This is a genomic window from Arthrobacter pasteuri (genome assembly GCF_054510955.1).
The window spans coordinates 174,665-200,716 of sequence record NZ_JBTNDO010000004.1 but is presented as its reverse complement, the minus strand read 5'-3'; the positions used below and the strand labels follow the sequence as shown (position 1 = coordinate 200,716).

15 protein-coding genes, 1 tRNA gene and 1 pseudogene are annotated in these 26,052 nt (G+C 65.9%); 11 read left to right on the top strand and 6 right to left on the bottom strand.

Annotation, left to right across the window (positions count from 1 at the left end; all coding sequences use genetic code 11):
• From ACX80H_RS15425 to ACX80H_RS15405, 5 genes and pseudogenes are all read left to right on the top strand, one after another.
• Positions 1-325: pseudogene (locus ACX80H_RS15425) on the top strand (Hsp70 family protein); the annotation flags it as partial.
• A 2-nt stretch (positions 326-327) separates the two neighbouring features.
• Positions 328-2,442, top strand: coding sequence for a helix-turn-helix transcriptional regulator (locus ACX80H_RS15420; protein WP_459314277.1), 2,115 nt, complete (start codon positions 328-330; stop codon positions 2,440-2,442).
• Between the two features lie 114 nt (positions 2,443-2,556).
• Positions 2,557-3,945 carry an IniB N-terminal domain-containing protein gene (locus ACX80H_RS15415; protein ID WP_459314276.1) on the top strand — a complete coding sequence of 463 codons (1,389 nt, stop codon included), beginning with the start codon at positions 2,557-2,559 and terminating at the stop codon, positions 3,943-3,945.
• A gap of 87 nt (positions 3,946-4,032) precedes the next feature.
• Positions 4,033-5,886: a dynamin family protein gene (locus ACX80H_RS15410; RefSeq protein ID WP_459314275.1), complete on the top strand. Its 1,854-nt coding sequence runs from the start codon at positions 4,033-4,035 to the stop codon at positions 5,884-5,886.
• Entirely contained in the window at positions 5,883-7,394 is a 1,512-nt protein-coding gene (locus ACX80H_RS15405; protein ID WP_459314274.1) for a dynamin family protein, read from the top strand. The genes ACX80H_RS15410 and ACX80H_RS15405 overlap by 4 nt, the downstream gene beginning before the upstream one ends.
• A gap of 52 nt (positions 7,395-7,446) precedes the next feature.
• Here the strand turns inward: ACX80H_RS15405 and ACX80H_RS15400 are convergent, their stop codons facing one another.
• Positions 7,447-7,905 carry a hypothetical protein gene (locus tag ACX80H_RS15400; RefSeq protein WP_459314273.1) on the bottom strand — a complete coding sequence of 153 codons (459 nt, stop codon included), beginning with the start codon at positions 7,903-7,905 and terminating at the stop codon, positions 7,447-7,449.
• A gap of 556 nt (positions 7,906-8,461) precedes the next feature.
• Here ACX80H_RS15400 and ACX80H_RS15395 point away from each other — a divergent pair.
• The 5 genes from ACX80H_RS15395 (at position 8,462) to ACX80H_RS15375 (ending at position 16,840) form a co-directional block, all read left to right on the top strand.
• Positions 8,462-8,533: transfer RNA gene (locus ACX80H_RS15395), tRNA-Gln, on the top strand.
• Positions 8,534-8,636: 103 nt separating this feature from the next.
• Complete coding sequence (glmU, locus tag ACX80H_RS15390; RefSeq protein ID WP_459314290.1) at positions 8,637-10,127, top strand: bifunctional UDP-N-acetylglucosamine diphosphorylase/glucosamine-1-phosphate N-acetyltransferase GlmU; 1,491 nt, start codon at positions 8,637-8,639, stop codon at positions 10,125-10,127.
• Entirely contained in the window at positions 10,124-11,104 is a 981-nt protein-coding gene (locus ACX80H_RS15385) for a ribose-phosphate diphosphokinase (protein WP_459314272.1), read from the top strand. The genes glmU and ACX80H_RS15385 overlap by 4 nt, the downstream gene beginning before the upstream one ends.
• A gap of 250 nt (positions 11,105-11,354) precedes the next feature.
• Positions 11,355-14,105 (top strand): LuxR C-terminal-related transcriptional regulator, encoded by a 2,751-nt coding sequence (locus ACX80H_RS15380; RefSeq protein WP_459314271.1) that lies wholly within the window; start codon positions 11,355-11,357, stop codon positions 14,103-14,105.
• Positions 14,105-16,840 (top strand): helix-turn-helix transcriptional regulator, encoded by a 2,736-nt coding sequence (locus tag ACX80H_RS15375; RefSeq protein ID WP_459314270.1) that lies wholly within the window; start codon positions 14,105-14,107, stop codon positions 16,838-16,840. Before ACX80H_RS15380 ends, ACX80H_RS15375 begins: the two co-directional genes overlap by 1 nt.
• A gap of 393 nt (positions 16,841-17,233) precedes the next feature.
• Here ACX80H_RS15375 and ACX80H_RS15370 read toward each other — a convergent pair whose 3' ends face one another.
• The 5 genes from ACX80H_RS15370 to ACX80H_RS15350 all read right to left on the bottom strand — a co-directional run bounded on the left by ACX80H_RS15370 (position 17,234) and on the right by ACX80H_RS15350 (position 24,470).
• Positions 17,234-17,884 carry an LPXTG cell wall anchor domain-containing protein gene (locus tag ACX80H_RS15370; RefSeq protein WP_459314269.1) on the bottom strand — a complete coding sequence of 217 codons (651 nt, stop codon included), beginning with the start codon at positions 17,882-17,884 and terminating at the stop codon, positions 17,234-17,236.
• 247 nt (positions 17,885-18,131) lie between these two features.
• Positions 18,132-19,922: a DUF4012 domain-containing protein gene (locus ACX80H_RS15365; protein WP_459314268.1), complete on the bottom strand. Its 1,791-nt coding sequence runs from the start codon at positions 19,920-19,922 to the stop codon at positions 18,132-18,134.
• A 155-nt stretch (positions 19,923-20,077) separates the two neighbouring features.
• Positions 20,078-21,511: a sugar transferase gene (locus ACX80H_RS15360; RefSeq protein WP_459314267.1), complete on the bottom strand. Its 1,434-nt coding sequence runs from the start codon at positions 21,509-21,511 to the stop codon at positions 20,078-20,080.
• Between the two features lie 38 nt (positions 21,512-21,549).
• Positions 21,550-23,031 (bottom strand): tyrosine-protein kinase domain-containing protein, encoded by a 1,482-nt coding sequence (locus ACX80H_RS15355; RefSeq protein WP_459314266.1) that lies wholly within the window; start codon positions 23,029-23,031, stop codon positions 21,550-21,552.
• A gap of 257 nt (positions 23,032-23,288) precedes the next feature.
• The gene (locus ACX80H_RS15350; protein ID WP_459314265.1) at positions 23,289-24,470 is read right to left on the bottom strand and encodes a glycosyltransferase; all 1,182 of its coding nucleotides are present in this window, start codon (positions 24,468-24,470) and stop codon (positions 23,289-23,291) included.
• Between the two features lie 557 nt (positions 24,471-25,027).
• On the opposite strand from ACX80H_RS15350, the gene ACX80H_RS15345 reads away from it, so the two are divergent.
• Positions 25,028-26,050, top strand: coding sequence for a hypothetical protein (locus ACX80H_RS15345; protein ID WP_459314264.1), 1,023 nt, complete (start codon positions 25,028-25,030; stop codon positions 26,048-26,050).
• Positions 26,051-26,052: the final 2 nt, after the last annotated feature.

Below are 26,052 nucleotides of genomic sequence, written 5' to 3'. Positions count from 1 at the left end.
TCCCGTGACGGATCCTCCCGTGACGGATCCTCCCGTGACGGATCCTCCCGTGACGGATCCTCCCGTGACGGATCCTCCCGTGACGGATCCTCCCGTGACGGATCCTCCCGTCACGGAACCGCCCGTGACGGATCCTCCCGTCGTTGAACCCACCACGCCGGCTGCGCCTGACCCGACGGCAAGCGCCACGACGCAACCTCCCTCGCCGGATCCCCAGCCGAGCAGTATCGAACCTGCCCCTGCGCCGACGCCGGGGGAGCTCCCGCCACCGGATCCGACGCCCACAGGCGAGGGTTCCGCGTCCTACGCCGCCCCGGAGTCCTGATCATGGTCAGCAACTATCCCGGAACAGACGTGCGCCCGGCACAGGACACCCCTCACCTCGACCTGGATGCCGCGACCTACGAGGTCGTCCTCGCCCTGTGCGTCGGGTTCTCGATACCCGGCCTCGTCCCTCCGCTGCTGCACAGTGAGGGCGTGCCACCCGGCCACCTGGTGGACCGCGCGAGAAGCGCCGGAGCCCTGCACACCGACGGACGGCCGTCCCCGGAGCTGAGGGCTGCCGTCCTGAGGGATGCCGACGTGCACCAGGTGCGACGGCTGCAGCGTGCCCTCGTCGATGCGTACTGTGCCGAATCACTGCCACTGGGCACACTGGCGCGCAAGCTCGCCGCGGATGGTCTCGTCGACGAGCGCCTCGCGCGCGTGCTCGACGAGAAGGGAACCGCGCTCCTCGGCTCTGATCCCGGCGGTGCCCTGGAACTGCTCGAACTTGCGGTCGGCGCCGGTGCGGATGACCTGTGCACGGCACCGCGCCGGGCCGAAGCGGCGCTGGGCATCGGCGACCTCGATGCCGCCTCTCGGATCCTGGACACCTACTTCGGGCGTCAGTCCCCTGATGCCGGGCCGATGCTCCCGGATTTCGCCCGGGCTGTACGGGTGTCCTGCGCGCTCTGGGCACACCGGGGCATGATGTCCCGTGCGGCGGACGTGCAACGCTGGGCTGCAGGCCTGCACCCGCCGGGGACCGATCCGCTCGGCGCGGTGGCGCTCCTGGCCGCGGGTGATGCCGCGGGAGCGCAGTCGCTGGTCGAGGGCGGAGCACCCGCGCCGTCCCCCTCGCTCCACGACGTCGGGCACATGCTCCTGGCCGAGGGGGCCCTGCTCTCCCTCAGCCCCGAACCCTACGGCGCCCTGCCTATCCTCATCCGCGCCTCCGACACCGTGAACGCGACTCGGACGGCCGTGCCGGCTCCCGACATGCCTGCCGGCTTCGCTGCGACCGTCGCGCTCCTGGGCGGCAGCGCGCAGACTGCGCTCTCCGTGATCCAGGCGGCCCTGGCCAGTGGCCAAGGGGGCCGCGTTGCGCGAACGCGTCTGTGCCTCCTGGGCGGCTGGGCGGCCATGCTCCTCGACCAGCCGGCCCTGGCGCGGACGTTCATCGTCGAGGCAGGGGTGCACGAGCAGAAGCCCATTCCCCGCGACGAGTTGCTGCTGCAGGCACTCCAGGTGGGACTGGCCAGACGGGCAGGGGACGCCGCCGCACTGGTGCAGGCCTGGCAAGGGGCCCGTGAGGCATTGCTGCACGTGTCCGTGGACCTGCTGACCATCCTGCCGCTCACCGAACTCGTCGTAGCGGCGGCCCGGCTCCGTGATCTCGAGGGGCTCAAGCCACACCTCGAAGAGGCCTGGCTGCTGCTCTCGAAACTCGGGAATCCTCCTCTCTGGTCCGTGCCCATGCAGTGGTCGGCGGTCCAGGCCGGCCTCCTGCTCGAGCGGCCGGACTATCTGGCTCCGCACGCCGCTGCGCTCGTACGCCAGGCGAGGACCTACCCACTGGCGGCCACCTTCGCGGTCGCGGGCAAGGCCTGGGTCTCGGTCCTGGCCGGACGGTTCACTGTCGACGCGGTCGAGGCTGCAGCGGTGGGCCTCGGAGCCGCAGGTTTCGGCTGGGAAGGAGCGCGGCTGGCAGGACACGCGTCAGCGCGGGCGGAGGACCGCAAGGACATGACGCGGCTGCTCTCCTGCGCCCGCGACCTGCGCCCCGCTCGTGAGCGGGTACCGGAGCCGGCCGGCCCCCGGCGTGAAACCCCGGACGAGCACGGGGCCACCGTGGCGCGGGCCGCCGTAGCGGCCGGCGTACGTGCCGCTTCCAGGGACGACGCGCGGCCGCCCGGAGGGCCGGCCCTCAGCGGACGGGAACGCGAGATCGCGCAGTTGGTCCTCCGGGGGCGGACGTACCGGGAGATCAGTGAGGAGATTTTCATCTCTCCCAGGACAGTGGAGCACCACGTCGCGCGAATCCGGCGACGCCTCGGCGCTGGGTCGCGCTCAGAGTTGCTGGCGCGGCTTCGCCTTTCACTGGATCCGGCTGCCGGCGGCAGTGCGACGCCCGGGGGTGCTCCCGTCAGGACCCCTAACGGAAGCGGCCGAAACCCCTAATGGGCGAGCGCGGTTAGGGGTGGAACTACCGATGCCGTGGTGCCACCACCGCTCCTACTTTGAGAACAAGCCAGGCAGAGCCGCCGGCGCATCCACACACCGAAGGAACATCGCATGACTACTCTCGCTTCAGACCTCCTCGATTTCCTCATGAACCTCTTCAACGACCAGGAAGCGGCCAGCGAATTCATCAGCGACCCGGAGGCAGTCCTTGCTGCCGCGGGCCTCGGCGATGTCTGCATGGACGACGTCGACGCGGTCATGCCGGTGGTCATGGACTACGCTCCGGTCAGCTTCGGCGGCGGGAACGGCAGCTCGTTCGACCGCGACTACAACACGGGCGGCAACTCTTCGGGCGACGTGACCCCGGGTGTCGTTGCGCCGGTACCTGTGACACCCGGCACAGGCGGCGGGGTCGTCACGCCGGCGCCGGGAGCGCCTTCCACGGGCGGAACGCCGGGGACGCCGGGGACGCCTGGGACGCCGGGAACGCCTGGGACGCCTGCCACGGGCGGGGACGACAATGACCACGGGAACGCGGTCCAGCAGATCATGCACGTGGTCAACAACTACTCGTACACCTCCTCCGTCGATGACCGTGACACCATCACCGACCAGTCCGTGAACCAGAACATCTGGGCCAATGGTGACGTCAGCCAGATGTTCGACAACGATGCCTTCATCGCCTCGGGCAACGGTGCGGTCGCTGCGGACGGCGACGCCAGGGTCGACAACTCCGTGGACAACTCCGACGACCACTCGCAGGACAACTCGACCAATGTCAGCGCTGGTGGCTCGGCAAGCGTCGCCATCGGGAACACCACCGACTCCTACAACGACAACTCCGACAACTCCGACAACTCGGACAATTCCGACAACTCCGTCTCGGACTCCTACAACGAGGACTCCTACAACGACAACTCGGACAACTCGGACAACTCGGACAATTCCGACAATTCCGACAACTCGGTCGACAACTCGGTCGACACGGATATCGACGCAGACATCGATGTGGACATCGAGGACTCCCTGAACACCGACAACTCGGACAACTCGGACAACTCCGATAACTCCGACAACTCGGTCGTCACGGACAATACCGACAACTCGATCGACACGGACGTCGTTGTGGAGGACTCGTTCAACACGGACAACTCGGAGACCACGACTGTCACCGACAACTCCGTGGACGCCGACCTCGAGGTCGAGATCGAGGACTCGTTCAACGACAACTCCACCGATGTGGCCATCGAGGACGCGTTCAACGACAACTCGGACAACTCGGTCAACACCGATGTCGCCATCGAGGACGCGTTCAACGAAACAGAGGTCGTCACCGACTACTCGGACAACTCGATCAACACCGATGTGGCGATCGAGGACGCGTTCAACGACAACTCGGAGAATGCGTACACCTCGATCGACGATTCTGCGGTCTTCGTCGACAACGAGCTGGACGTGGAGGTCGACACCGATCTCAACGTGGAAGACAATAACTTCTAACTCCAGTACGAATCAGGCAAGCCCAACGGGGGCATCCTCCGTTGGGCTTGCCTGTGGTCTCATTCGATGACGAACGGGGAGCTTTGCATGGACGACCTCATCACGCTCGTGAACACCGGCCTCGGGCTGGTCGCGACCGGTGACCGGGCGGACCTCCGCCAGAGGCTGGATCAAACGCTCGCCCGACTGGCGAATCCCGACATCCGCGTCATCGTGGTGGGGGAGTTCAAGCAAGGCAAGAGCAAGCTGATCAATGCCCTCGTGAATGCCCCGGTCTGTCCCGTCGACGACGACATCGCGACCTCCGTCCCGACGGTCGTGAGCTTCGGTGACCCGGCAAGTGCCGCCGTCCTGGTACCCCGGGAGGGCGGCCCGGAGCAGGACGCTGCAGCGTTCGAGCGCCGGCCTGTCGCGCTCGAGGACATCGCCGGCTTCGTGTCCGAGCGGGGCAACCCGTCGAACCGGCAGGGGCTCGCTTCGGCGGAGGTCCGGCTTCCCCGGCGGGTGCTGGCCGACGGACTGTCGGTCATCGATTCGCCGGGCGTGGGCGGCCTCGAGTCCGCCCACGCGCTGACCACCCTCACCGCACTGCCCACGGCCGATGCCATGCTCCTCGTGTCGGATGCCTCGCAGGAGTACACCGAGCCGGAGCTGCGCTTCCTCAGGCAGGCGCAGCGGATCGTCCCCAACGTGGGCTGCGTCCTGTCCAAGATCGACCTCTACCCGCAATGGAGGACCGTCGCCGACCTGGACAGGGCCCACCTCGCGCAGGCCGGCGTCGGAACCGTCCAGCTGCTCCCCGTGTCGTCGGACCTCCGCCTGGTCGCGTCGCAGACGAAGGACGCCGAGCTGAACCGCGAGTCGGGTTTCCCGGAACTCGTCGCCTACCTCAGGAACGACGTCGTCGGCAGGGCACAGGCCCTGCGCAGGAATTCCGTCGCGCAGGACCTGCTGTCCACGACCGAGCACCTGCGCCTGTCGGTGAAGTCCGAACTCCAGGCGCTCCAGCACCCCGAGGGAGTACCCGTCCTGCTGGCCCAGCTGGAGGAGGCCAAGGCCAAGGCGGACCAGCAACGGAAGCGTTCCTCACGCTGGCAGACCACGCTCAACGACGGCGCCTCCGACCTGATCTCCGACATGGAGCACGATCTCCGCGACCGGCTCCGCTCGATCCAGCGGGAGGCCGAGGCCGCCATCGACGACGGGGACCCCGGGCCCGTCTGGGACCAGTTCGCGGAATGGCTCGAGCAGAGGGTCGCCTCCGCGGTGTCGGATACGTTCGTGTGGACGAACGAGCGCTCACGCTGGCTCGCCGAGCAGGTGGCGGAGCTGTTCGCGCTCGACGAGGTGCCCCTGCCGCTCCTGGAGGTGTCCAGTACCGACGGCGTCCTCGCACCCGTCGAGGAGGTGCCGTACCTCGATCCCGGACGCGTCAGTGCTGCCGGGAAGGTGCTCATCGGCATGCGCGGAAGCTACGGCGGAGTGCTGATGTTCGGGCTGCTCACCGGCATCATCGGCATGTCACTCATCAACCCGCTCTCGGTCGGGGCCGGCCTGCTGCTGGGGCGCAAGGCCTACCGCGAAGACAAGGATGCCCGGCTCAAGCGCCGCCAGGCGGAGGCGAAGACCCTCGTCCGGCGGCAGATGGACGACGTCGTCTTCCAGGTGGGCAAGCAGCTGAAGGACCGGCTGCGCCTCGTCCAGCGTGAGATCCGCGACCACTTCGGGGACATCGCCGAGGAGCACCACCGGTCGCTCGCGGACTCGGTGACTGCCGCCCAGCGGTCCGCCTCGACCTTCCGCCAGGAACGCGACGAGCGGGTCACCGCCCTGAAGGCCCAACTCGCCCGGATCGACCAGCTGCATGCGGAGGCGAAGCGGCTCCTCCCCGACGCCGCGCCGGCTCCGCAGGCATCCGCGGACGTGGGCGCGGGAGCATGAGGGACAGCGGCGCCGTCGAAGCCCTCATCCTGGAGGCGGTGCAGGTGTACGACGACGACCCGGCGTTGCGCACGGAGCTCGAGGGCTACGCACGACGATTGCGGGAGCCGCTGCGGGTCGCCGTCGCGGGCATGGTCAAGGCCGGCAAGTCCACGCTCCTCAACGCGATCATCGGTGAGGAGATAGCTCCGACCGACACGGGGGAGTGCACCCGCATCGTCACCTGGTACCGCCATGCAGCGACGCCCCGCATCACTGCGTACCCGGTGGAGGGAGACCCACGGGTGCTCCCACTCAAGAGGGTCGACGGCCGGCTCGTGTTCGACCTCGGCGGGCAGCGGGCCGACGACGTGGACCGGCTCGTCGTCGAGTGGCCGGCCGAGAACCTCCGCCACATGACCCTGATCGACACCCCCGGCATCGCCTCCCTCTCCGCCGAGGTATCGGACCGCAGCACGCGGTTCCTCACCCCGCAGGACGCACCGTCCGAGGCGGATGCCGTGATCTACCTGATGCGGCACCTCCACGGCTCGGACCTGAAGTTCCTCGAGGCCTTCCGTGATACCAGTGCCGCCTCCTCGGGGACGGTCAATGCGCTCGCGGTCCTGTCCCGGGCCGATGAGGTCGGGTCGGGACGCCTGGACTCCCTGATCTCCGCCTCGCGTATCGCTGATCGGTACCGCACCGATCCGTCACTGAAGTCGCTGGTGCTCGATGTGCTCCCCATGGCGGGTCTGCTCGCGCAGAGTGCCCGGACCCTACGGCAGGTGGAATACGAATCGTTCGTCGCCCTCGCTGCGCTGGGAAAGGCGGAGCGCGACCGCATGCTGCTGTCCGCTGACCGCTTCGTCGGCGGAAGCACCGCCATCGGCATCCCTCCGGAGGACGCAGCGCGGCTCCTCGACCGCTTCGGCATGTTCGGCCTCCGGCTGGGACCGGCGCTGGTCCGCGGCGGCACCAGCAATCCGACGGCGCTGGCGCACGAACTCGCCCGGCGGAGCGGGCTCGACCACCTGATGACCCTGGTCACGCGGCAATTCGGCGCACGGGCCACCGCCCTGCGGGTCCGGACCGCGCTGACCGGACTCGAGGCGCTGGTCCGCAGCAACCCGCGGGAGTCCGGGGCCGGGCTGCTGGCCGGCGTCGAGAGGGTCAAGACCAATGCCCACGAGATCAATGAACTGAGGCTGCTGTCCGCCCTGCGCTCGGGCGGCGTCCCGCTGCCGGCGCGGGTGACGGACGAGGCAGAGCGGCTGGTCGGAGGTTCCGGCACCGGTGCTCTGGAGCGTCTCGCTCTGAGCTCGGGGGCCGACGCCGAGGACGTCCGGTCGGCCTCGCTCGGGACGCTTCACCGCTGGCGGGTGCTGGCGGAGAACCCGTTGACCGATCGGGGGGCGCTGGAGGCCTGCCAGGTCGTGCTCCGCTCCTGCGAGGAACTGGTGGTGCTGGCGGGCTCGGTACAGCAGGGCGCCGAGCCGGCACGGGGTCGGCACAGAGCGGCGAGCTGACACCGCGTCAACGAGCGGGCGCGGGCTGACGCCGCATCCGGTAGCCCGGCCGTCAGCGCTTGGGACGCCGTTCCCTGAACCAGCGCGCAGCGGGCGGAAGCAGGGACAGGACGAGGGCCACGACGGCGAGCAGTAGCTGGGCCATGGCAAGGTGCGGGACCGGTTGGAACCCGGGGGAGCCGTTCCCGAGGAACGCCAGCACCAGCAGCACGGCACCCGCGTTGAGGATCACCGTTCCGAGGAGCGACCACCGTGCCCAAGCCCGGCCCCGGAGCAATGGCCCGACCAGCAGTGCTCCAACCAGCAGGACGAGCGCGAATGCGCCCATCGTCCCCCACAGGGCGATCGAGACCACCTCGTCCACCTGGGCAGCATCCACCTGGCTGTCGAGCGTGCCCGCGGTCTCCCGCAGATCGTCGAGATGCGCTTCGCGGTCCAGGAACGCGAAGACGAGCGAGACGACCCCTGCAACCACACCCAACAGCCACGATCCGCGCGCGACGCGGAGCAACGGGGGAGGCCTTTGCTCCCTGACGATGGGAGGCGGAACGGCGTTGGACATCTCTGGCCGGGTAGGACGCATGCTCGTAATGTAGCCTCCGCTGCCGACGGGCTTCAATGGACCAGCCGCGGTCATCCCTGATTCGGGGTCACGGCCTGTGGAAAGGGTGCGCGCACGAGCACGGCTTCGGAGCGCCGAGCCCATGCTGCTGCTGCGGGACGGGGCAGATGACGGCATCACGCCCGCGGAAGATCCGGTCCAGTACCCGGTCCACGAGCCCCGGGGCCACCCCGGGGGAGGAGTGGCCACAGAAAGGGCACACGCTGCCCGCGGAGGGAGCGTCCGCCCGTCCGTCACCGTTCCGGCGTGGAGCTGCAGGTGGTTCTTGCGCATTGCGCACGGGCGTAACAGCCACAGATCTTCCCCGGGATAGTCGAACAAGGACAGCAACATGCTAGCTGGTCGGTCGATGGCCGGCTCGGGAAAGTCGCTGCCACCGAAACTCCGTGGCAAACTGGATAACCGTGCGCAGGTGCTCCTCACCGGAGGGGCTGCTGCCGCATGGTCCGCCCTGGTGTAACGGCAGCACCCCAGCCTTTGGAGCTGTGGAGTATAGGTTCGAATCCTATGGGCGGAACGGCGCAAGCCCCGGTGACGTGGTCCCTTTGGGACGCGGCGCCGGCCACGAGACCACAGGTAGGAGTGCCCGCTTCGTGAGCCCCCAGAGCGAAGAGACCACGATGACGTCCCAGCACATCCATCCGGCGGCGGTCATCGTCCTCGCAGCTGGTGCCGGCACGCGGATGAAGTCCCGTACCCCCAAGATCCTCCACACACTCGGTGGACGCTCGATGGTCGGACACGCACTCGCGGCAGCGAGGGGCATCGCTCCCCGCGAGCTCGCCGTCGTCGTCCGCCATGAACGCGAACTGGTCGCGGGCCACGTCGCCGCGATCGATCCCGAGGCGGTGCTCGTCGACCAGGACGAGATCCCCGGTACCGGCCGGGCCGTCCAGGTGGCGCTCGAGGCGCTCGACGCGACGAGGGGGACCCTCGAGGGTACGGTCGTCGTCACCTACGGGGACGTCCCCCTGCTCGAGACGTCCACGTTGAGGAGCCTGGTCGAAGCCCACACCCGGGCCGGCAATGCCGTGACCGTCCTCACCGCCGAGCTCGACGACGCAACGGGGTACGGACGCGTCGTCCGGGCGGGGGACGGCACCGTCGTCGGCATCGTCGAGCACAAGGATGCCGATGAGGGCCAGCGGGCCATCCGCGAGGTCAACTCCGGGATCTACGCCTTCGACGCGGCGGTCCTGCGCGCCGCACTGGGCCGGATCGATGCCAGCAACGCCCAGGGCGAGCTCTACCTCACGGACGTTCTCGGGATCGCCCGCGCCGATGGCGGACGCGTCGCCGGTCTCCTGGTGCAGGACCGCTGGCAGGTCGAGGGCGCCAATGACCGGGTGCAACTCGCCCACCTCGGTGCCGAACTCAACCGCAGGATCCTCGAGCGCTGGATGCGCGCCGGCGTCACCGTCTTCGACCCTGGCACTACGTGGATCGACGCCTCAGTCGAACTCGACGAGGACGTCACCGTGCTGCCCGGGACCCAGCTGCACGGCGCCACCGTCATCGCCCGCGATGCCGTCGTCGGTCCTGACACCACGCTGACGGACGTCGTCGTCGGCGAAGGCGCCCATGTGGTCCGCACGCACGGAAGCGGTGCGCGCATCGGGGCCGGTGCGAGTGTCGGCCCCTTCACCTACCTGCGTCCCGGAACCGTCCTGGGAGAGGACGGGAAGATCGGAGCGTTCTACGAGACGAAGAACGTGACCATCGGGCGCGGCTCCAAGCTGTCGCACCTTGGGTACGCGGGCGACGCCGAGATCGGCGAATACACCAACATCGGCTGTGGGAACATCACCGCCAACTACGACGGCGTGAACAAGCACCGCACGGTCATCGGGTCCCACGTCAGGACGAGCTCCAACACCGTCTTCGTCGCCCCGGTCTCCGTCGGTGACGGCGCGTACACGGGCGCCGGGGCTGTCATACGCAAGGACCTCCCCGCAGGGGCGCTCGGCCTCAGCGTCGCTCCGCAGCGCAACGTCGACGGGTGGACCGCCGCGAAGCGGCCGGGCACCGCATCAGCGGAGGCAGCGGCCGCAAGCGCACCGGAAACCTCTCCAGCACACCTCCAGGAACCACAGGAAAGCGGTCAGTCATGAGCGAGATCACGGCGCACGGCGAAAAGAAACTGGTGCTCGCCTCAGGGCGCGCGCATCCCGAACTCGCCGAGGAGATCGCCTCCTGGCTCGGCACCGAGCTCCTTCCGGTGTCGGCGTACGACTTCGCGAACGGGGAGATCTACGTGCGGTCCGGCGAGAGCGTCCGCGGCACCGATGTGTTCGTCATCCAGGCGCACCCGGCCCCCCTGAACAACTGGCTCATGGAGCAGCTCATCATGGTCGACTCCCTGAAGAGGGCGTCGGCGAAGCGCATCACGGTGGTCTCGCCGTTCTACCCCTACGCGCGCCAGGACAAGAAGGGCCGCGGCCGCGAGCCGATCTCGGCCCGCCTCGTCGCGGACCTCTACAAGACTGCAGGCGCCAACCGCCTGATGTCGGTGGACCTCCACACGTCGCAGATCCAGGGTTTCTTCGACGGGCCCGTGGACCACCTCATGGCGATCCCGCTGCTCGCGGACTACATCCGCACCCGGGTCGATGCGGACAACGTCACGGTCGTGTCCCCCGACACAGGGCGCGTACGGGTGGCCGAACAGTGGGCTGAGCGCCTCGGTGGCGCGCCCCTGGCCTTCGTGCACAAGAGCCGCGACCTCACGGTTCCCAACCAGGCGGTGTCCAAGCAGGTCGTCGGGCAGATTGAGGGGCGCACCTGCGTGCTGATCGACGACATGATCGACACGGGCGGAACGATCTCCGGTGCCGTGCAGGTGCTGAAGAACGCCGGCGCCAAGGATGTCATCATCGCCGCGACGCACGCAGTCTTCTCGGAACCCGCGTCCCGGCGCCTGGCGGAGTCTGGTGCCCGTGAAGTTGTGGTGACGAACACTCTGCCGATACCATCCGAAAAGCGCTTCCCGCAGCTCACGGTCCTTTCGATCGCACCGCTGATCGCCCGGGCGATCCGCGAAGTGTTCGATGACGGATCAGTGACGAGCCTGTTCGACGGCAACGCCTGATCCGGCTCCGGTCAACACTCGACCTCCGCTACGCGGATGGCGGGGGCGCGTGAGCGAGCGGAATACCCGCAGGGACTTCGCCCCCGCCAAGTACGGCGTACCCAAAAACGAGTAGTGCGCAGGGGTGCTACGTAGGAGAATCAAGTAAGAGACCCGACGATTCCGTAGCCGCCACTCGTGCCGCGTCACGTTTCCCTTCCTAGGCTGACTTTCAGAAACCTGTCACAAGCTGGGAAGAAGCTGATCCTTCATGCGGTCTCACAATCTCGTCCAGTCCCATCCACTCCCGCCCTCTGCCCAGCCCTTACAGGTTGCGGCTCCCCGGCCGGACCAGTCGCCGGTGCACGGACCCTTCATCGGGCGGGCGGAGGAGATGACGGGCATTCTGCGCGCGGTGCGGGAGCCCGGCTCCGCCGGCACCGTCGTGGTGGGTGCGCACGGCGCAGGGAAGACCGCCGTGCTGCAGCACGTGCAGCGGTTCCTCGGAGACACCTATCTCATCCACGTCCGCGGGCTGCACTCTGCCGCACCCTTCCCTTTCAGGGCCCTGAGCTTCCTGCTCTCGGAACTGGCCGCCACGGTCACGCACCCCGCACTCGTGTTCGGCGCCGTGCGCACCTACCTCCAGACGGAGGCCGGCGGACGGCGCGTGGTCTTCGCCGTCGACAACGCAGAGCACCTGGACAGGTCGTCGTCCGCGCTGATCGGACAGCTTGTTGCGGGGAACGTGGCGTCCGTGATCCTGACGGTCACCGACTTCGCGAAGGCGGATCCGGCTTTCATGACGTTGTGGCGCAACGGCTCCCTCCGGCGTTTCGACCTGCGCCCCTTCACCTTCGCGGACACCGGGCTCTTCGTCGAGTCGGAGCTCGGCGCTCCGGCGAGCAGGGAATGCGTCGAGGCACTGTGGGCCGTCGGCGGGGGCAACCTGCCGGCAACCCGCGCCGCTCTCAAAGGCTTCGTGCAGCGCGGTACCCTCACACGGCGCGGGGAGGCCTGGGTGCTCCTGCCGGACCGGCTGGGTGCCGGACAGGAAGTCGTGGGCAACTCGCCGCTGCTCCTCGCGCTCACGCCTGACCAGCGGAGCATTGTGAACCTGGTAGCCCTCGCTGGAGCGCTGGACTGGTTCGACCTCGCCCGGCGTGCCGACCCCGCCGACCTCGACACACTGCAGGACGCCGGCATCCTGGTCGTCGACTCCGAAGTGGAGCCCCGGGTGCGCCTTGCAACCCCCGGACTGTCGGTCGCCGTGGCCCAGGCCATCGGCACCGCAGAGGCACTGGACCTGTACCAGCACCTTCAGGGGCTTCCGGCAGCGTCCCGGCAAATCGCGGCCGATCCGGCCCGCCTGGTGGCGTGGTTGCTGCGGGCCGCACTCCCCGTGAGCGAGGACCAGGCCGTGGCCGCTGCCGCTGCCCTGAACGACGACGGCCACTACGCCCGGGCGACTGAACTCATCGCCACCCTGGGCACGGTGTCCCGTTCGCACCGGCTGGCGTACCAGGCGGTCGTTGCCGCTCTGGGGCAGGGCGACCTCGAGGCTGCCACGGCCTATCTGGCGGTCCTTGCCACGGTGGAGGACCGGCTCGACCCCGCAGCATGGACCCTGTACAAGATCGAGGAGTTCCGGGCGCGGCGCCTGCGCTCGCCCGCCGATGCGGCAGAACCGCTCACCGAAGCTGCGGAGAGGCTGGCCGACTGGCAGCGCGAGGCGCAGGCGGCAGGGGATGAGCATGCAGCGGCCGAACTGGTCCGGCTCGGCCGCAAGGTCTTCCTCGCGCAGGCAGAACTCGCATCGTTCGAAGGCCGCTACCGCGACAACCTGGAGACCCTGCCAGGCCTCGCCTCGACCGACCGGTCCGCTGACCGCGAGGAACGCGAGTTCCAGGTGGTCGTCCAGTCACTGCTCCTCGAAGCGCAGGCCACGGTGGACCAGCACTCGGCGAGCCGTGACCTGGCGCAGTCACTCGTACGCCGGCTCGCGGATGCCGGCGTGTCCTATCGGGTCGCAGATGCTGCACTGCTGCGCGTCGAGACCGCCTTCCTGCTGACGCGCGGCTGGAGCGAGGTTGCTGAGCTCCTGGAATCGATACAGCGTTCCTCCGACCGGTGGTCGTTCAGGCGCGGTTCGCTCACCCAGCTGTCCGAAGGCCTGGCGATGGTCGGGCTCGGTCGTGCCCGTGATGCCGTGAAGGTCCTGGAACCGGTGGTCGAGCAGTTGCGCGTGACTGATCCGCACGGGATCCTGCCACTTGCAGGAGCTGCGCTCACTTATTGCCACGCGCTCGCCAGTCCCCTGGAGCACGTGATTGCCTACCTTCCGCTGTCCGAGCCGAGCCGCGGGAACTCGTGGGTGGTGCGCCGGGCTGCGCGGCACTACCAGCTCCTGGCATCGGCCCGGACCGAGAACCGCGGGGAGGCTGCACGCAGGTTGCAGGAGCGTGCAGCAAAGGACCTGCAGGATGGGGCGAGCATCTGGGCCCTCGTGAGCCTGGCCGCCGCAGTGCGCCTCGGCCGCCAGGAAGCTGTTGCAGACCTCGGGGTGCTGGCTGCCTCACTGCAGGGACCGCTGGCGCGGGCCTGCACCCTGTACTCACAGGCGCTCCTGCACTCCGACGTCGGGCTGCTGATCGAGGCGATGGAGTGCGCCGCCGCCTCGGACGACTACCGCCTCGTGGCGGACATCGCACAATCCGGCATCAACGCCACCACCCGCAACCAGGACCGGTCGGGATTGCGGATCATCCAGCGGCGGCTGAAGGAATTGCTACCCGATGCACCACCGGCCACCGCCGCCGCGGCGGACCTCGACCTCCTCACCGCCCGCGAGCGTGAGGTCGCGGCGATGGCTGCAGCCGGCAGCAGCAACCGGGTGATCGCCCAGAAGCTGTTCGTCTCCGTCCGGACGGTGGAAGGCCATCTGTACCAGGTGTACTCGAAGCTCAGCGTCAGTACCCGGAGTGAACTCGCGGAACTCGTTCCGGCGGAGAGCGACTTCTGATGTTCTCCGCACTGTCCGGTGATGTTCCCCTTGTCGGCCGGAGCACGCTGCTCGCGGCCATCGAGGAGACGCTCGGACAGGATGACGTCTACGGTGCCTTCATCTACGGGGACACCGGCACGGGCAAGAGCGTCATGGCCCGGCACCTCCTCAAGCACCTGCAGGGGCAGTTCGCCCCGTTCCTCGTGACACCGGCATCCGCTCTCGGTGCCATTCCGTACGGCGCCCTGGGCCCGTTCCTGACGGACGCGACCGCGGAGGACATGGCCTCACCACTGTCCGTCCTTCGCATGGTGATGTCGTTCCTCCGCGGGAGGGCCAACGGGCGCCCGATCCTCGTCATCGTCGACGACGCCCACCTGCTCGACGACGACAGCAGCCACCTGCTGGCCCAACTCGTCACGTCGCGGACCGTCCGGCTCGCCGTGTTCTCCCGGTCCGTCACGCCGGTGTCCGACGAACTCGTGTCCCTGTGCCGCGACGGCTTGCTCGAGAGGTACGACGTCGCACCGCTCGGGTATGTGGACGCGCGGGAACTGTGCACCCAGGTACTCGGCGCCGGCATCGTCCGGGGGGCGAGTGACCGCCTGTGCGACGAAGCCTCCGGGAACCCGCTGTTCCTCAAGGCGATCCTCGACGAGGCGTTGATGAACGGGAGTCTGACCAAGCCCGAGGGTGTCTGGACCCTGGCCGACGGCGAGCTCAATGTGCCGGCCGCACTAATCGACCTCGTGCGCGCCGTCACCATGGAACTGGACGACCTCCAGCGGAAGGCGTTCGACGTGCTCGCCCTGGGCGAGGTGGTCGCCTTCGCGGACCTGGTGAGTGTGAGCAGCGAGGAGGCCGTGTTCACGCTCCTCTCCGAGGGGCTCATCCAAAGTGCGCCCGACAATCCGGCGTTCGCCATGCACATGCACGACCTGTACGGCCGCATCGCGCGCAAGCTGATCCCGGTGGGGCGCAGCAATGCACTCCACCGGGAATTACGGTCGAAGAGCCATCGGCTGCCCCTTCCGCCACGGGCACAGATCCGGCATGCGCTATGGAGCCTGGACTGCGGCGAACCTGTGGTGGACGAGCAGTTGCTCGAACTGGCCGGCCTGGCGCTGACCCTTCTGGATCCCCGATCGGCACTGAGGCTCGCGAGCGCAGTACGGGCGGAACGCCTCGCTACGGGAGCGCAGGTGGACCGCGCAAACGCCCTGTTCGACCTGTCCCGGCTCGAGGAGTCGCGGAACCTGTCGAAGGGGCTCCTCGAGCAGGGCAGGACTCCCGGCTTGATCTCCGCTGCGGGTGTCCTCGAGGTGAGGCAGTTGCTCGCCGCCGGCGAAGACGTTGCAGGAACGGAGGACATCGTAGCCCGTTGGTCCGACGCCCTGAACGCTCTGGAGCCGAGTTCCCCCGAATCCTCGACCTCATCCCAGGCGGAGGATTCCGCGCCAGGACCACTTTCCGGTGGTACTTTCGCCGAAGACCTGCCCACGAGCGAGCAGCACCGCGTCGTCACGCAGGGATTCGGCTGGAACCTCATCGGGCGCTACGCCGAGACTGTCGAGATACTCCGCCCACTCGTCGCGGCCGGCAGCAGCAACCAGCGCGTGATGGTCCTGGCACACGCCTTCCTGGCGGAAGCACTCGGTGCACTCGGGCGGGGCTCCGAGGGCCGGGAGCACAGCGCGACCGCCCTCACCCTGGCGGAGTCGCACGCACAGCCGATGCTGGACCTGCACCGGCTGGTGTTCTTCCGCCATGTGAGCCTGCTCGTGCACAGCGGGGATTTCCTGGCGGCCCAACAGGCAGTGGACGAGTACGCGCCGGGGGTGGGCCGTGACTACTCCTTCATCAGCGGGAGCCTCGCTGTCCTCGATGCCGCCACCGACATCCGTCGCGGGCACTTCTCCAGCGGCCTGGGGAAACTGCGTCCCGCCCTGGCCTCCCTGCGTGTGTCCGACCAGGACGCCCTCTTGCCCTATGCCCTCGGTGTCACCGCGTGGGCCGCAGCTGCCGTGGGCCAACCGGATCTCGTGGCGCTCTGTTCGGCGGAGCTGGCGCACATCAAGCACCGGGGGAGCCGTCAGTACTCACTGCTCGGCAGGGCATTCGATGACGCCGCCCAGACACTCCTCCTCAGGGGTGCCAGGGACTCGTCCCTCCTGGAGTTCGCCGCCGAGGCCCACGGCAACGGGTGGTTCAGCTGCGAGAAGGACATCCTCGAACTCGCGACCGAGCTCGGCAACGAGCAGTCCCCGGAGCTGCTGGCGCGCGTGTCCGGCGCGCTCGAGGGAGCGGAGGCGGACGTCCTGCACGCCTACGCCTCGGCACTGGTTGCTCATGACGCGGCCGGCCTGGCCGAAGCAGGTGATCGCGCCGAGTTGTTCCAGAAATACCTCCTCGCAACTGATGCCTGCCGCCGGGCGATGGAAGCTTACGCAGAATTGGGCGATGCGAGGTCGCAGCGCGCGCTTGCCGCCGTCGTCCGTCGGCGCCGTGGCATGATCGACGGCGGCCTGCTCGTGGAGCCCGTCGAATTGGAGGGTGCCTCGCCGCTCACCTCGCGGGAACGGGAGATCGCCCTGCTGGCCCTGCGGGGACTGTCCAACAAGGAGATCGCGCGGAGCCTGACCGTCTCCACCCGTACCGTCGAGGGACACCTATACCGCATCTACGTCAAGCTGGGAATAGGCCGGCGTGAAGAGCTTGCAGCCGAACTCGAACCACTGTTGCGCGGTACGTAGCAGGGGCCGTCCGATAGGTAATCCCGGTGTTCATCTGAGTAGTTCCCGGGTTAATTAGGGTCCGGATTACTCGTGATGGCCCAGCATCATCGGCCTAGAGTTGTTTCAGTCGAAGATGGCGACACTGGAGATCCGGACACCATCTACGGCCCATGTTCTGGGTCGGCGGCGTAGGAGTTCTCTTGAGACCAGGACTTCGTCCCCAGCCGTCGCCGACCCTCATACTCGCTCCGACTTCACCTCGAGAGGTGCCAGGGAGCGGCGGTTGACGGATCGGCCCTCCAATGACGGGGGGCCGATCCCATTTTTGTGCCCGCGGTGGCCGATCCGCTCAGACGAACGAAGCGGACAGGCCGGGTAGGACCTGTCCGCTTCGTTGTTGGTGTGCTGGAGTTATGCCCCGGCGCCTGCGCGGCGACGCGATACCACAATGCTGCCGGCACCCAGGCCGAGTGCGCCGATGCCCGCTGCTCCCCAGAGGACCATGGCGGAATCGATACCGGTGTTGGCGAGGCCGTCCTTGGTGGTGGTCGTGCCACCCGTGGTTCCGCCGGTCGTTCCACCCGCGGTTCCGCCAGTCGTTCCACCTGCAACGTTGGCGGAGTCGACGACTACCTGTGCAGTGACGACAGGGCTGCCGTCCAATGCAGCGGCTGTCAGCGTGTAAACGCCTTCTTCGTTGAGCTGTACGTCGTAGGAAAAGTTACCCTGAGCGTCCGCGTTGATGGTCTTGTCGAGAACGATCTCGTTCAGGACGATAAGGCCGCCACGAGCTGCTGCAGCTCCACCAGCACCGAAGCCTGAGGCCGACGGCGTCGCGTCGGTGCGGTCGACCGTGATGCGAATCGGCTCGCCTGGCTCGAAGAGGCCTTCGGTGCTGCTAAAGACGACCGTCTCACCCGGGGCGATGGTGCCATCGCTGACCGTACCGCCGGTTTCGTCGCCCACGTAGGCGGGGGTGGAGACGGGCGCGGCCTGCGCGGTGCCTGCTCCGAGGAAAGTAAGGGTCCCGGCGATGGCCAGGACGGAGGCGGTTTTGTTCATAATGGCTCCCCAGAAAGTTTTTGAGACGAGAGAAAACAGCGAAGTGACCGGGCTTTCGTTCCCCAAACGCCCTGGATCGACTCCCCACACCATATAGCACGCTCCCCGATTACTCTAATCAGGACTCCGACCTACGTAGATGGGAAGAATCTCCACTCACAAATTAGCAGTGCTATCCGAGTATGAGAAGGCTGGCCGAGCGTATCGGCGAGATGTAACGCACTATTAACCTGGCGTCCAAGGGCCCCTAGGCGCACACCTCTGTGGACTCGAGGGGGAGGACGACGTCGGCGGGATCTTGCACCGTTGGGGTGACGTCCAGGGCAGGCTCGTTCTCCTGGACCACCTTCGTGAAGTCCATCTCGATCGTCGCCGTCTCACCGGGTCCCAATTCAGTGGTCAAGACGCCCACCGGCCGGTTGCCGTGACCGAAGGAGCCGAGCGGTACATTGTTGCCGTCCAGCCGTGCGGTCTGGAGGAGTGACTGCGCGGGACCGTAGGTGATGGTATTGGTTTGCACGCGACCGGGCGCGACACCGAAGGCACCTGCCCCGGTCACGTAGCCCGGCAGCGACGTGGCAGCGTCGGCGGGCGCGGTGTTCGTCAGCGATACCTGAACCGTGTACTGGGAGTACCCGTCGTCCGAGCACTCCCGCAGCAACTGAACCGTCCTGCGCACGTAGTAGTCCATCTTGGCACCGGTGCCGTCGTTGAAGTAGACACCGAAGGAGGCGCCACCCGCCAGGGGGCCGGTTGCCGCGCCGGCTATCCCGGTTCGCGCGATGAGCTCCTGCTCGGCAGGAGCGGCGGACCAGAGGTAGAGCCGGCCCTGATCCGAACTCGTGACGAGGGCCTCCACCAGTTGCTCGCTGTCGCCCTGGCCGCCGGCGAGGGCACTGAAGACCTTGCCGGCCACCGCTGCGAAGTACTCATCCTGCAGGGCGGGTTCCTCGATCTGTGCGTACACGTCCGACAGGAGCGTGGGAACCACATTGCTGGAGTCGAGTGCCGTGGGCAATTCGGTCTCGGCGAGCAAAGCGTTCACTTCCGGGTCGTCGAAGGTCCCCAGTTGAACTGGTCCTGTTGCCCGGAGAATATTCGCGAGCACCACCGGGTCCAGGGCGATCACTCCGTCAATAGGGGAGCCTTCGTGCCGCTGTTCCCACATCGTCCTCGCGGTCCGGGCGGCCGTGGGGAAGTCGGGCGTCAAATTGACGCTCTGCATGTAGGCCCCCATGCGGTACGAGTAGATCCGTTCCTGTTCTGCATCCACCTCGACAGGCGGGTCGAACTTCCCCATCTCACTGGAACTGCCCTGATCGGTGAGAGCAATGCGACCATCATCGGCTGTGATCACGGCGAGGGCACCGGAAATTCCACCCGTCGCGCGGATCTCCGCGCTGTTCTGGACCAGCACCAGATAATTCCGCGGGCCGTCGGCCCCCATCATGGCGGGGAGGAGCTGCGCGGCACGGGATGCACTGTTCAGCGGTGCGCGGACGTCGTCGAGCTCGCCGACAGCCTGCTGAAGGGGACCAGCAACCTGAGGTAGAAGCATTGTGCGGTCGATACCGTCCAGCCGGTCATAGGACAGCTGAATCGTGTTCGCGGCCGAGGCCAGAGTTGGCGCGATGCCTGCCAACGGCTCAACGTTCACCCGTCCGTCGCTGGGAGTGAGGGCGTCCCAGTCGAGGGTCTCCACCTTGTCGAGCATGGGAGCCACGGCGCGGTTGACGACGTCGTCCGCCGAGACGGTGACCTCGCTGATGGCCGAGAAGTTCGCGCCGACCAGCGGCAGGATGCCTGCGACCTTCCACAGAGGGTCCGTTCCGGCAGCACGGGCGTCGGTGGTGTGGCGCTGGACGCCCTCGAGGGTGCCACTTGCTGCAGGTAGGTCTCGGGCGGTCACCTGCTCCTGCAGGGTGGGGAGAAGCACCATGGCGGACTCGAGGTTCTGCTTGATCTGGACCGCGCGAAAGGCGAGCCAGCCGCCGCACAGGGCGAGCAGGAGGACGGCGATGCTGGCGCCCAGCAGCACATGCCGCAGAAGGGAACGGCGAGATTTCCCCGGGCGTCGAGTGCGGCGAGACCGGGAGTTCTCTGGTGCTGTTCCTGCTGGCGACGCGCTACTCGGTGTCACTCACGGTCCTATCGTGCGGCACGCCGTCATGGCGTACGGGTGGAAGTGGGTATCTAGACAGCGCCGTGGCTGGCGAAGACGGCTCTGAAGGTCTTGAGGAGGATGACGATGTCCTGCATCAGCGACCAGTTCTCCACGTAATAAAGGTCGAGCTTGATGGACTCTTCCCAAGTAAGGTTCGACCGCCCGCTGACCTGCCAGAGGCCGCTCATCCCCGGGCTGACATAGAGACGGCGGTGGGCGGCGTCGTCGTACAGTGCCACCTCGCCCGCGCGCTGCGGACGGGGACCCACCAGGCTCATGCTGCCGCGCAGCACATTGATCAGCTGGGGGAGCTCGTCAAGGGAGTACTTGCGGAGCACCTTACCCACCGGCGTGATGCGGGGATCGTCCTTCACCTTGAACAGGGGCTTGTCGGCGCTGCCCTGGGATGCGAGGAGCGTTGCGAGCTGCGCGTCTGCATCCTGCTGCATCGACCGGAACTTGAACATATGGAAGGTCGAGCCGCCGACGCCGATCCGCTCCTGGGAGTAAAAGACCGGGCCCGGGCTGCTGAGCTTCACCAGGATGGCCAGGATGAGGAGCGCAGGCGAGAGCAGCAGCAGCAGGGTGGCACTTCCGGCGATGTCGAACAGGCGCTTCGCCACCCGTGAACCCCCGGTGAGTTTCGGAGTCGACACATGGACCAGCGGTAGACCGGCCACCGGCTGCGTGTGGATGCGCGGCCCCGCGATATCCGTGAGGGCCGGTGCCAGGATGAGGCGCGTCTCGCGCGCTGCGAGTGCCCACCCCAGCCTGCGCAGTACCTCCGGATGGAGGTTGGAGCCCGCGGACACTGCGACCGAATCAGCCCTGCTGGCGCCAATCGCGCTGATGATGGAGTCGACATCGGAACCGAAACCGACCACCGGAAGATCCCGGTTGACGGGCAGCGGACCGCTGCTGCCACTCGTGACGTAGGCCGCCACCGGGCTATAACCGGCGAGGGGATTCTTGCGCAGCGAGGTGGCCAGGTGGTCGACGGCGCTGGCGCCGCCCAGGATGAGGATCTGCGAGGAACTCTTCCCATGGCGACGTTCTGCGCTCAGGATCTGCCGCACCATCCAGCGTGCGACGAGGAGCCCGACCACGCCGGCGGGAAGGGCAAGTCCCACGAAGCCGCGTGCTGTGTCGTAGCGCAACGCGTAGGAAAGGATCGCTATCAGCCCGAACAGCCAGAGGGAGGCGGAGAGAACCCGCTTGTACTCCTCGGCTCCAGAACCGAGGACGCGGGGGCTCCTGGAGTCCCAGGCTCCCAGCATGATCCACCAGATCAGGCTGAGCACCACGCTGAAGACGGCGTAGGTCTGGAGTGATTCCACTCCTGCGTCATCCACCAGTCTGAACCGGATGAGGAATGCTCCGGCTACCGCCCAGAGCACCACGAGGGCGTCTACTATCGCGAGGCGCCGCGGGTAGCGCTTTATCCAGGTGAGAGGCTGTCCCACGTTCTGCTCCTTCCCCACAGCGGGAGCACCACGCAGCATCAGTCGTGTGCCGGACGGGGGGTCGGCTGCGATTGGAGACCCAGCACCTCGTCGAATGATTTCCTGGGTCTCGAAGGCGTGGACACCGGAGCAGCAGGCTGGTCATCTGCATCCAGGCGCGAGCCAGGATGCGAATCGTAGGAGTAGTAGCTGTAGGAGTAGGCGTCCGGACCCTTGGTCGGCAGGAAGTTCATGACCACGCCGAGCAGGTCCGCGTTGACCATCTCGAGATTCCCAAAGGACTTCTGCAGATCAGGCAGCTTGACCTTCGAGGAGCCGATAACGAGTACCACGCCACCTACCTGCTGCGCCAGGACCGCCGCGTCTGTTACCGGCAGCAGGGGAGGGGCATCGATGATGACGGCGTCGAACTTCTGCTCCAGGCGCGTAATCAGCTGCTTCATGGCGTCCGACCCGAGCAACTCGCTGGGGTTGGGCGGGATCTGGCCTGCGGTGAGGATGTACAGTTCGTCCGTTCCCCAGGGCTGCAGGAGATCCTCGACGTCGGCACGGCCGATCAGGGCCGTGGTGAGTCCGGCGTTCCGCTCGAGTCCCAGGTATTCGTCGACGCGCGGTCGTCGGAGATCGGCGTCCACGAGGACGACGGACTGACCAGCCTGAGCCATGGCGATCGCGAGGTTGGTAGCCGTGGTGCTCTTGCCTTCACCGGGAAGGGACGAGGTCACCAGCACAGCTTTGGACTTGTGGCTGACGTGCGCGAACTGCAGATTGGTACGGATCTGGCGGAAGGACTCGGCGCGAGGGCTCTGCGCCGGCGCCTGGGTAATCAGCGGCTTTTTTGTTGCGTCTGTATCAAAGGCGATTCCGCCGAGCAAAGGAGAATCGCTGACACGCCGGAGATCGGCCTCTCCGCGGACACGTGTGTCGAGTGCAGTGCGCAAGACTGCGGCACCGACGCCGAGGGATAGCCCTAGCAGCATCCCCAGCGCAAGATTGAGACGCGTGTTGGGTGCCGAAGGCTCAGAAGGAGCGACAGCGGGGGTAAGAACGGCCAGCTTGACGGGAGAAGTACCACCCTCCGCTGGAGTCTCCAGACCGTCGACCGACCTGACCAGACTGTCGGCCGTAGCCTGAGCAATTGCTGCAGCTTGTACCGGCGACGTGTCCTCAGCTGCGATAGAAATGATCACGGTGTTGAGGTCAGCCGACGCAGTGACGCTCTGAGCAAGTTCCGCGGGCTTCACATCGAGCGCAAGGGCATCGACGACGGGCTGCAGAACAAGTGGTGTCCTCACCGTTTCGACATAGGACTGAACCCTGGCCTGGGTGAAGGTGTTGCCCTGCTGAAGTTCCTGCACACTGCCCGAATTCTGGATGGCTACGAAGAGCTTCGTCTCAGCGGTGTACGTGGGACGCACAGCGAATGACGCCACTGCACCGACGAGCAAGCCAACCAGGGCGCAAGCGGTGATTAGGGGCCAATTGCGCCGCAGGATTCGAATGTAATCACTAAGCTCCAAAGGAGACCTCTCTAGATGCTTTTCTCAGGGCCACAGTGCATAGCAGCAAACGTAGCGGGTGGATCAGTAGCCGTGGTTCCGTAGCAGAGTGTAGTGGGCGCTATGGAGAACGGAGAACGGACACGACAGGAGGCGGCTTAGCGCAGGGTTGGAGACTCAAACGATAGCCAACGCACGGGGAGCATAATCTGCAGCCGAACGCAGGGGCTGCCACTCCGCTGAGTGCTCTCGCCGTGGCGAATGCAAGACTGTTCCGATCACTCCTGCGGACCCAGATCCATCCAGCGCTTGATGGAGCCAACAAATGAAGCTTCTGAAAACCGCGCGCTATTGGCCCTCGCAGCTGTCATGTCGAGCGACAATGCTTGGTCCACTGCGGATCGAAGTGCGTCGTCGTCGTGCCACGATGCCGTCACCCCTCCCTCGACGATTCGAACACTCTCGGCGGCGCCGCCAAGCTCATTGACGATAGTTGGAGTGCCGAGAGCCATGGCCTCTACTGGCATGATTCCAAAGTCCTCGACCGGAGGGAACGCGAATAGGGTCGCTCGCTCGTACAGGGCGTATAGGAGCTTGTCGCTTGGCTTCAAAACCACCGACACCGGCACGGAGGCTGTGGCCGCCCGAGCTAGAAGGGCAGCGTGCTCAGGGCCACTTCCCGCAAGAACCACTGGGAGGTTACACAGTTCACCAAGTCGGATTACTCGTTCAAGCTGCTTGTACTTAACGAAGCGGGAAGCGCCGAGAACAAAGGTGGTCGGCAACTCCTGCAGAGTAAGACTGTCACCTTCATCTAGTTCCTGAGACCAGTCCGGCCGCGAATGTAGCCGCTCGATAGCTATAGGCGGATAGATCGTCTGCGCATCCACCCCCCACGCCCGATTCATTCGCTCGGCCACAAAGTTGCTGTTTGCGGCGAAAGTGGCAGTCTTGACAACACTTGCGCTGTCGATGTGCCTTAGCGCCATGGCGCCCATCTTGGCAAGAGGATGCCTACTTCTTTCGTCCAGCGTTGGAGCCCAGAGATAGCGAGCAGGAGTGTGAGCATACACAAAAGCAGGAACATCACGACGCATAGCGTGATCGGCCGCTTGGTGTGCAAAAGCGTGTGAGCTTATCAAAAGCCAGTCGAACGCCGGAAGACGAATAGTCTTCCAAACCAAGGGCATGATAGGAAGCGCACCTGCTTTGTGCCGCCTCAATCCGGTCTTGGCCAACACGGACTCCGTCACTCGTCTGCTCGCGAAGCGGTCAGGGGCATCGTTCCACAAGCATGCCAGTTCGGCATCGGGAAAACCATCAAGAAGAGCGGCTACGACGTTTTCGGATCCGCCGTGCCGCGCGATCCACTCGTGCAATATGAGACCCGGCAAATTTACCCCTACTTTGTTGGTACTCGAAGACCCAGCGCTTGCATAATGGTAGTCGAGTGGGAGCACACGAGCGGACAACGCGTATCGCTGGTACTCTGCAAGTCATCGACTGGCGCCCTCCACGAACTACGGCGCCCAAGCGTAGGGCCCCACCTCCGGGTTGCTGCCTTGAAGAGTCGACGAGGTCTCAAACCCGAAGGAAGTGTTGCACCCAAATGAGCTCGCGGAGTGACACTGGCGGTTTGACGCATCGTCATCTGCATCCTCACGCTCGCGCGTTCCCAGAGAAGCTACGTGCTGCGCGCTTGAAGGAAACGCGAACCTCGACAGAAATCCGGGTGGTGGAGCGCCGTCCATAATCATCCGACTCATGGATCCTGCGCACTAGGAAGCGGTACATGCGACTGACTGTGTTAACCAACACCGGGGTTCTGATTTTTGCCCCATTCATCTTGAGCCTTTGCGCTTGGCTCGTGCCTGGTGACTCGTACGCTTTGCGGGGCTTCGCATCACGCTCAGAGCCGTCCCTGCCCGCACTCTTGTTCCTCTTTGTTTGGTACCTGGCAGCCACGTTTATAGCAGCATTCGGCGTATCGATCGGGAGGGCCCTGCCCAAAAGTAAGATGCTGTCTTTGCAGGGAGCACGCCCCTGGGAAGAAAAACGCATTCTGATTATCGTGACAGCGATCTCGACCATCGGTGTAGGGTACGCCGTATATCTCGCTTCGTCTTCTGGGTCCCCATTGGATGCTTTGGCGTCCGGAAGAGGAAACGAACTAAATCAAGCCATCGGCGGAGAATCGGGCTTGGCCACATTGCGGTATGGTGCGGCCGTCGCGGCACCGCTTGCGCTGTATCTTTGGAGGAAGGGCGTTTGCGGCCCTAGGTTCCTTTGGTTCAACGGAGCGCTCCTCGCTATAAGCGCCCTATTTTCTTCACGTCTGTCGCTCGTTTTGGCCGTGGTGGTTGGACTGGTGCTATTGAGTACCGAGCGATCAGATCGTCGAATCAAAGCATCTGCTCTGATAATCTACGGAACGATCGCGTATCTTCTCCTTTCTGCCTACAATTGGTTCAGAAACTTCCGATTCTACGAGTCATGGGGAGTCGACGATCCCCTGGCAATGAATGCGTATCAGATTCTCTCTTATCTAGGATCTCCCTTCCAGGTCTCTCTAGGCATTTCAAACGCTATGCTCAATCAGAAATACGATCCGGAGAGCAGTTTCACCGCCGCCAGCATGTTGATCGTGCCAACCTTCTTTCAACCTGATGGAGGTTCTGTTGAACGCGGCGCAGCTCGATACGACTATCACGCCGACATCCTCGGAAGTCTTACCACAAATTCTTCCTTTGCCGACGTCTACTCTTATTACGGCATATGGGGATTCTTATGGCTGGCCGCCGCGCTATTCGTAGCCGCGATCATGATGGGGCACGCACTCTCATACAATTCTGCGATTAGTGCCGTCGGCGGAGTGATGGCCTACTGCCTATTGGAACTTTGGCGCATACCGCTGTTCAATCAGGGAATGATCGTGTTTTTGATTGTCCTTATGTTCGGAGCTTCAGTGCTTGCTTCGTTCTTTCCGCATTCGCTCAAAAGTGAAGTCTCACGGTCACAAGCGCTAGGACGAAACAGGTAAGT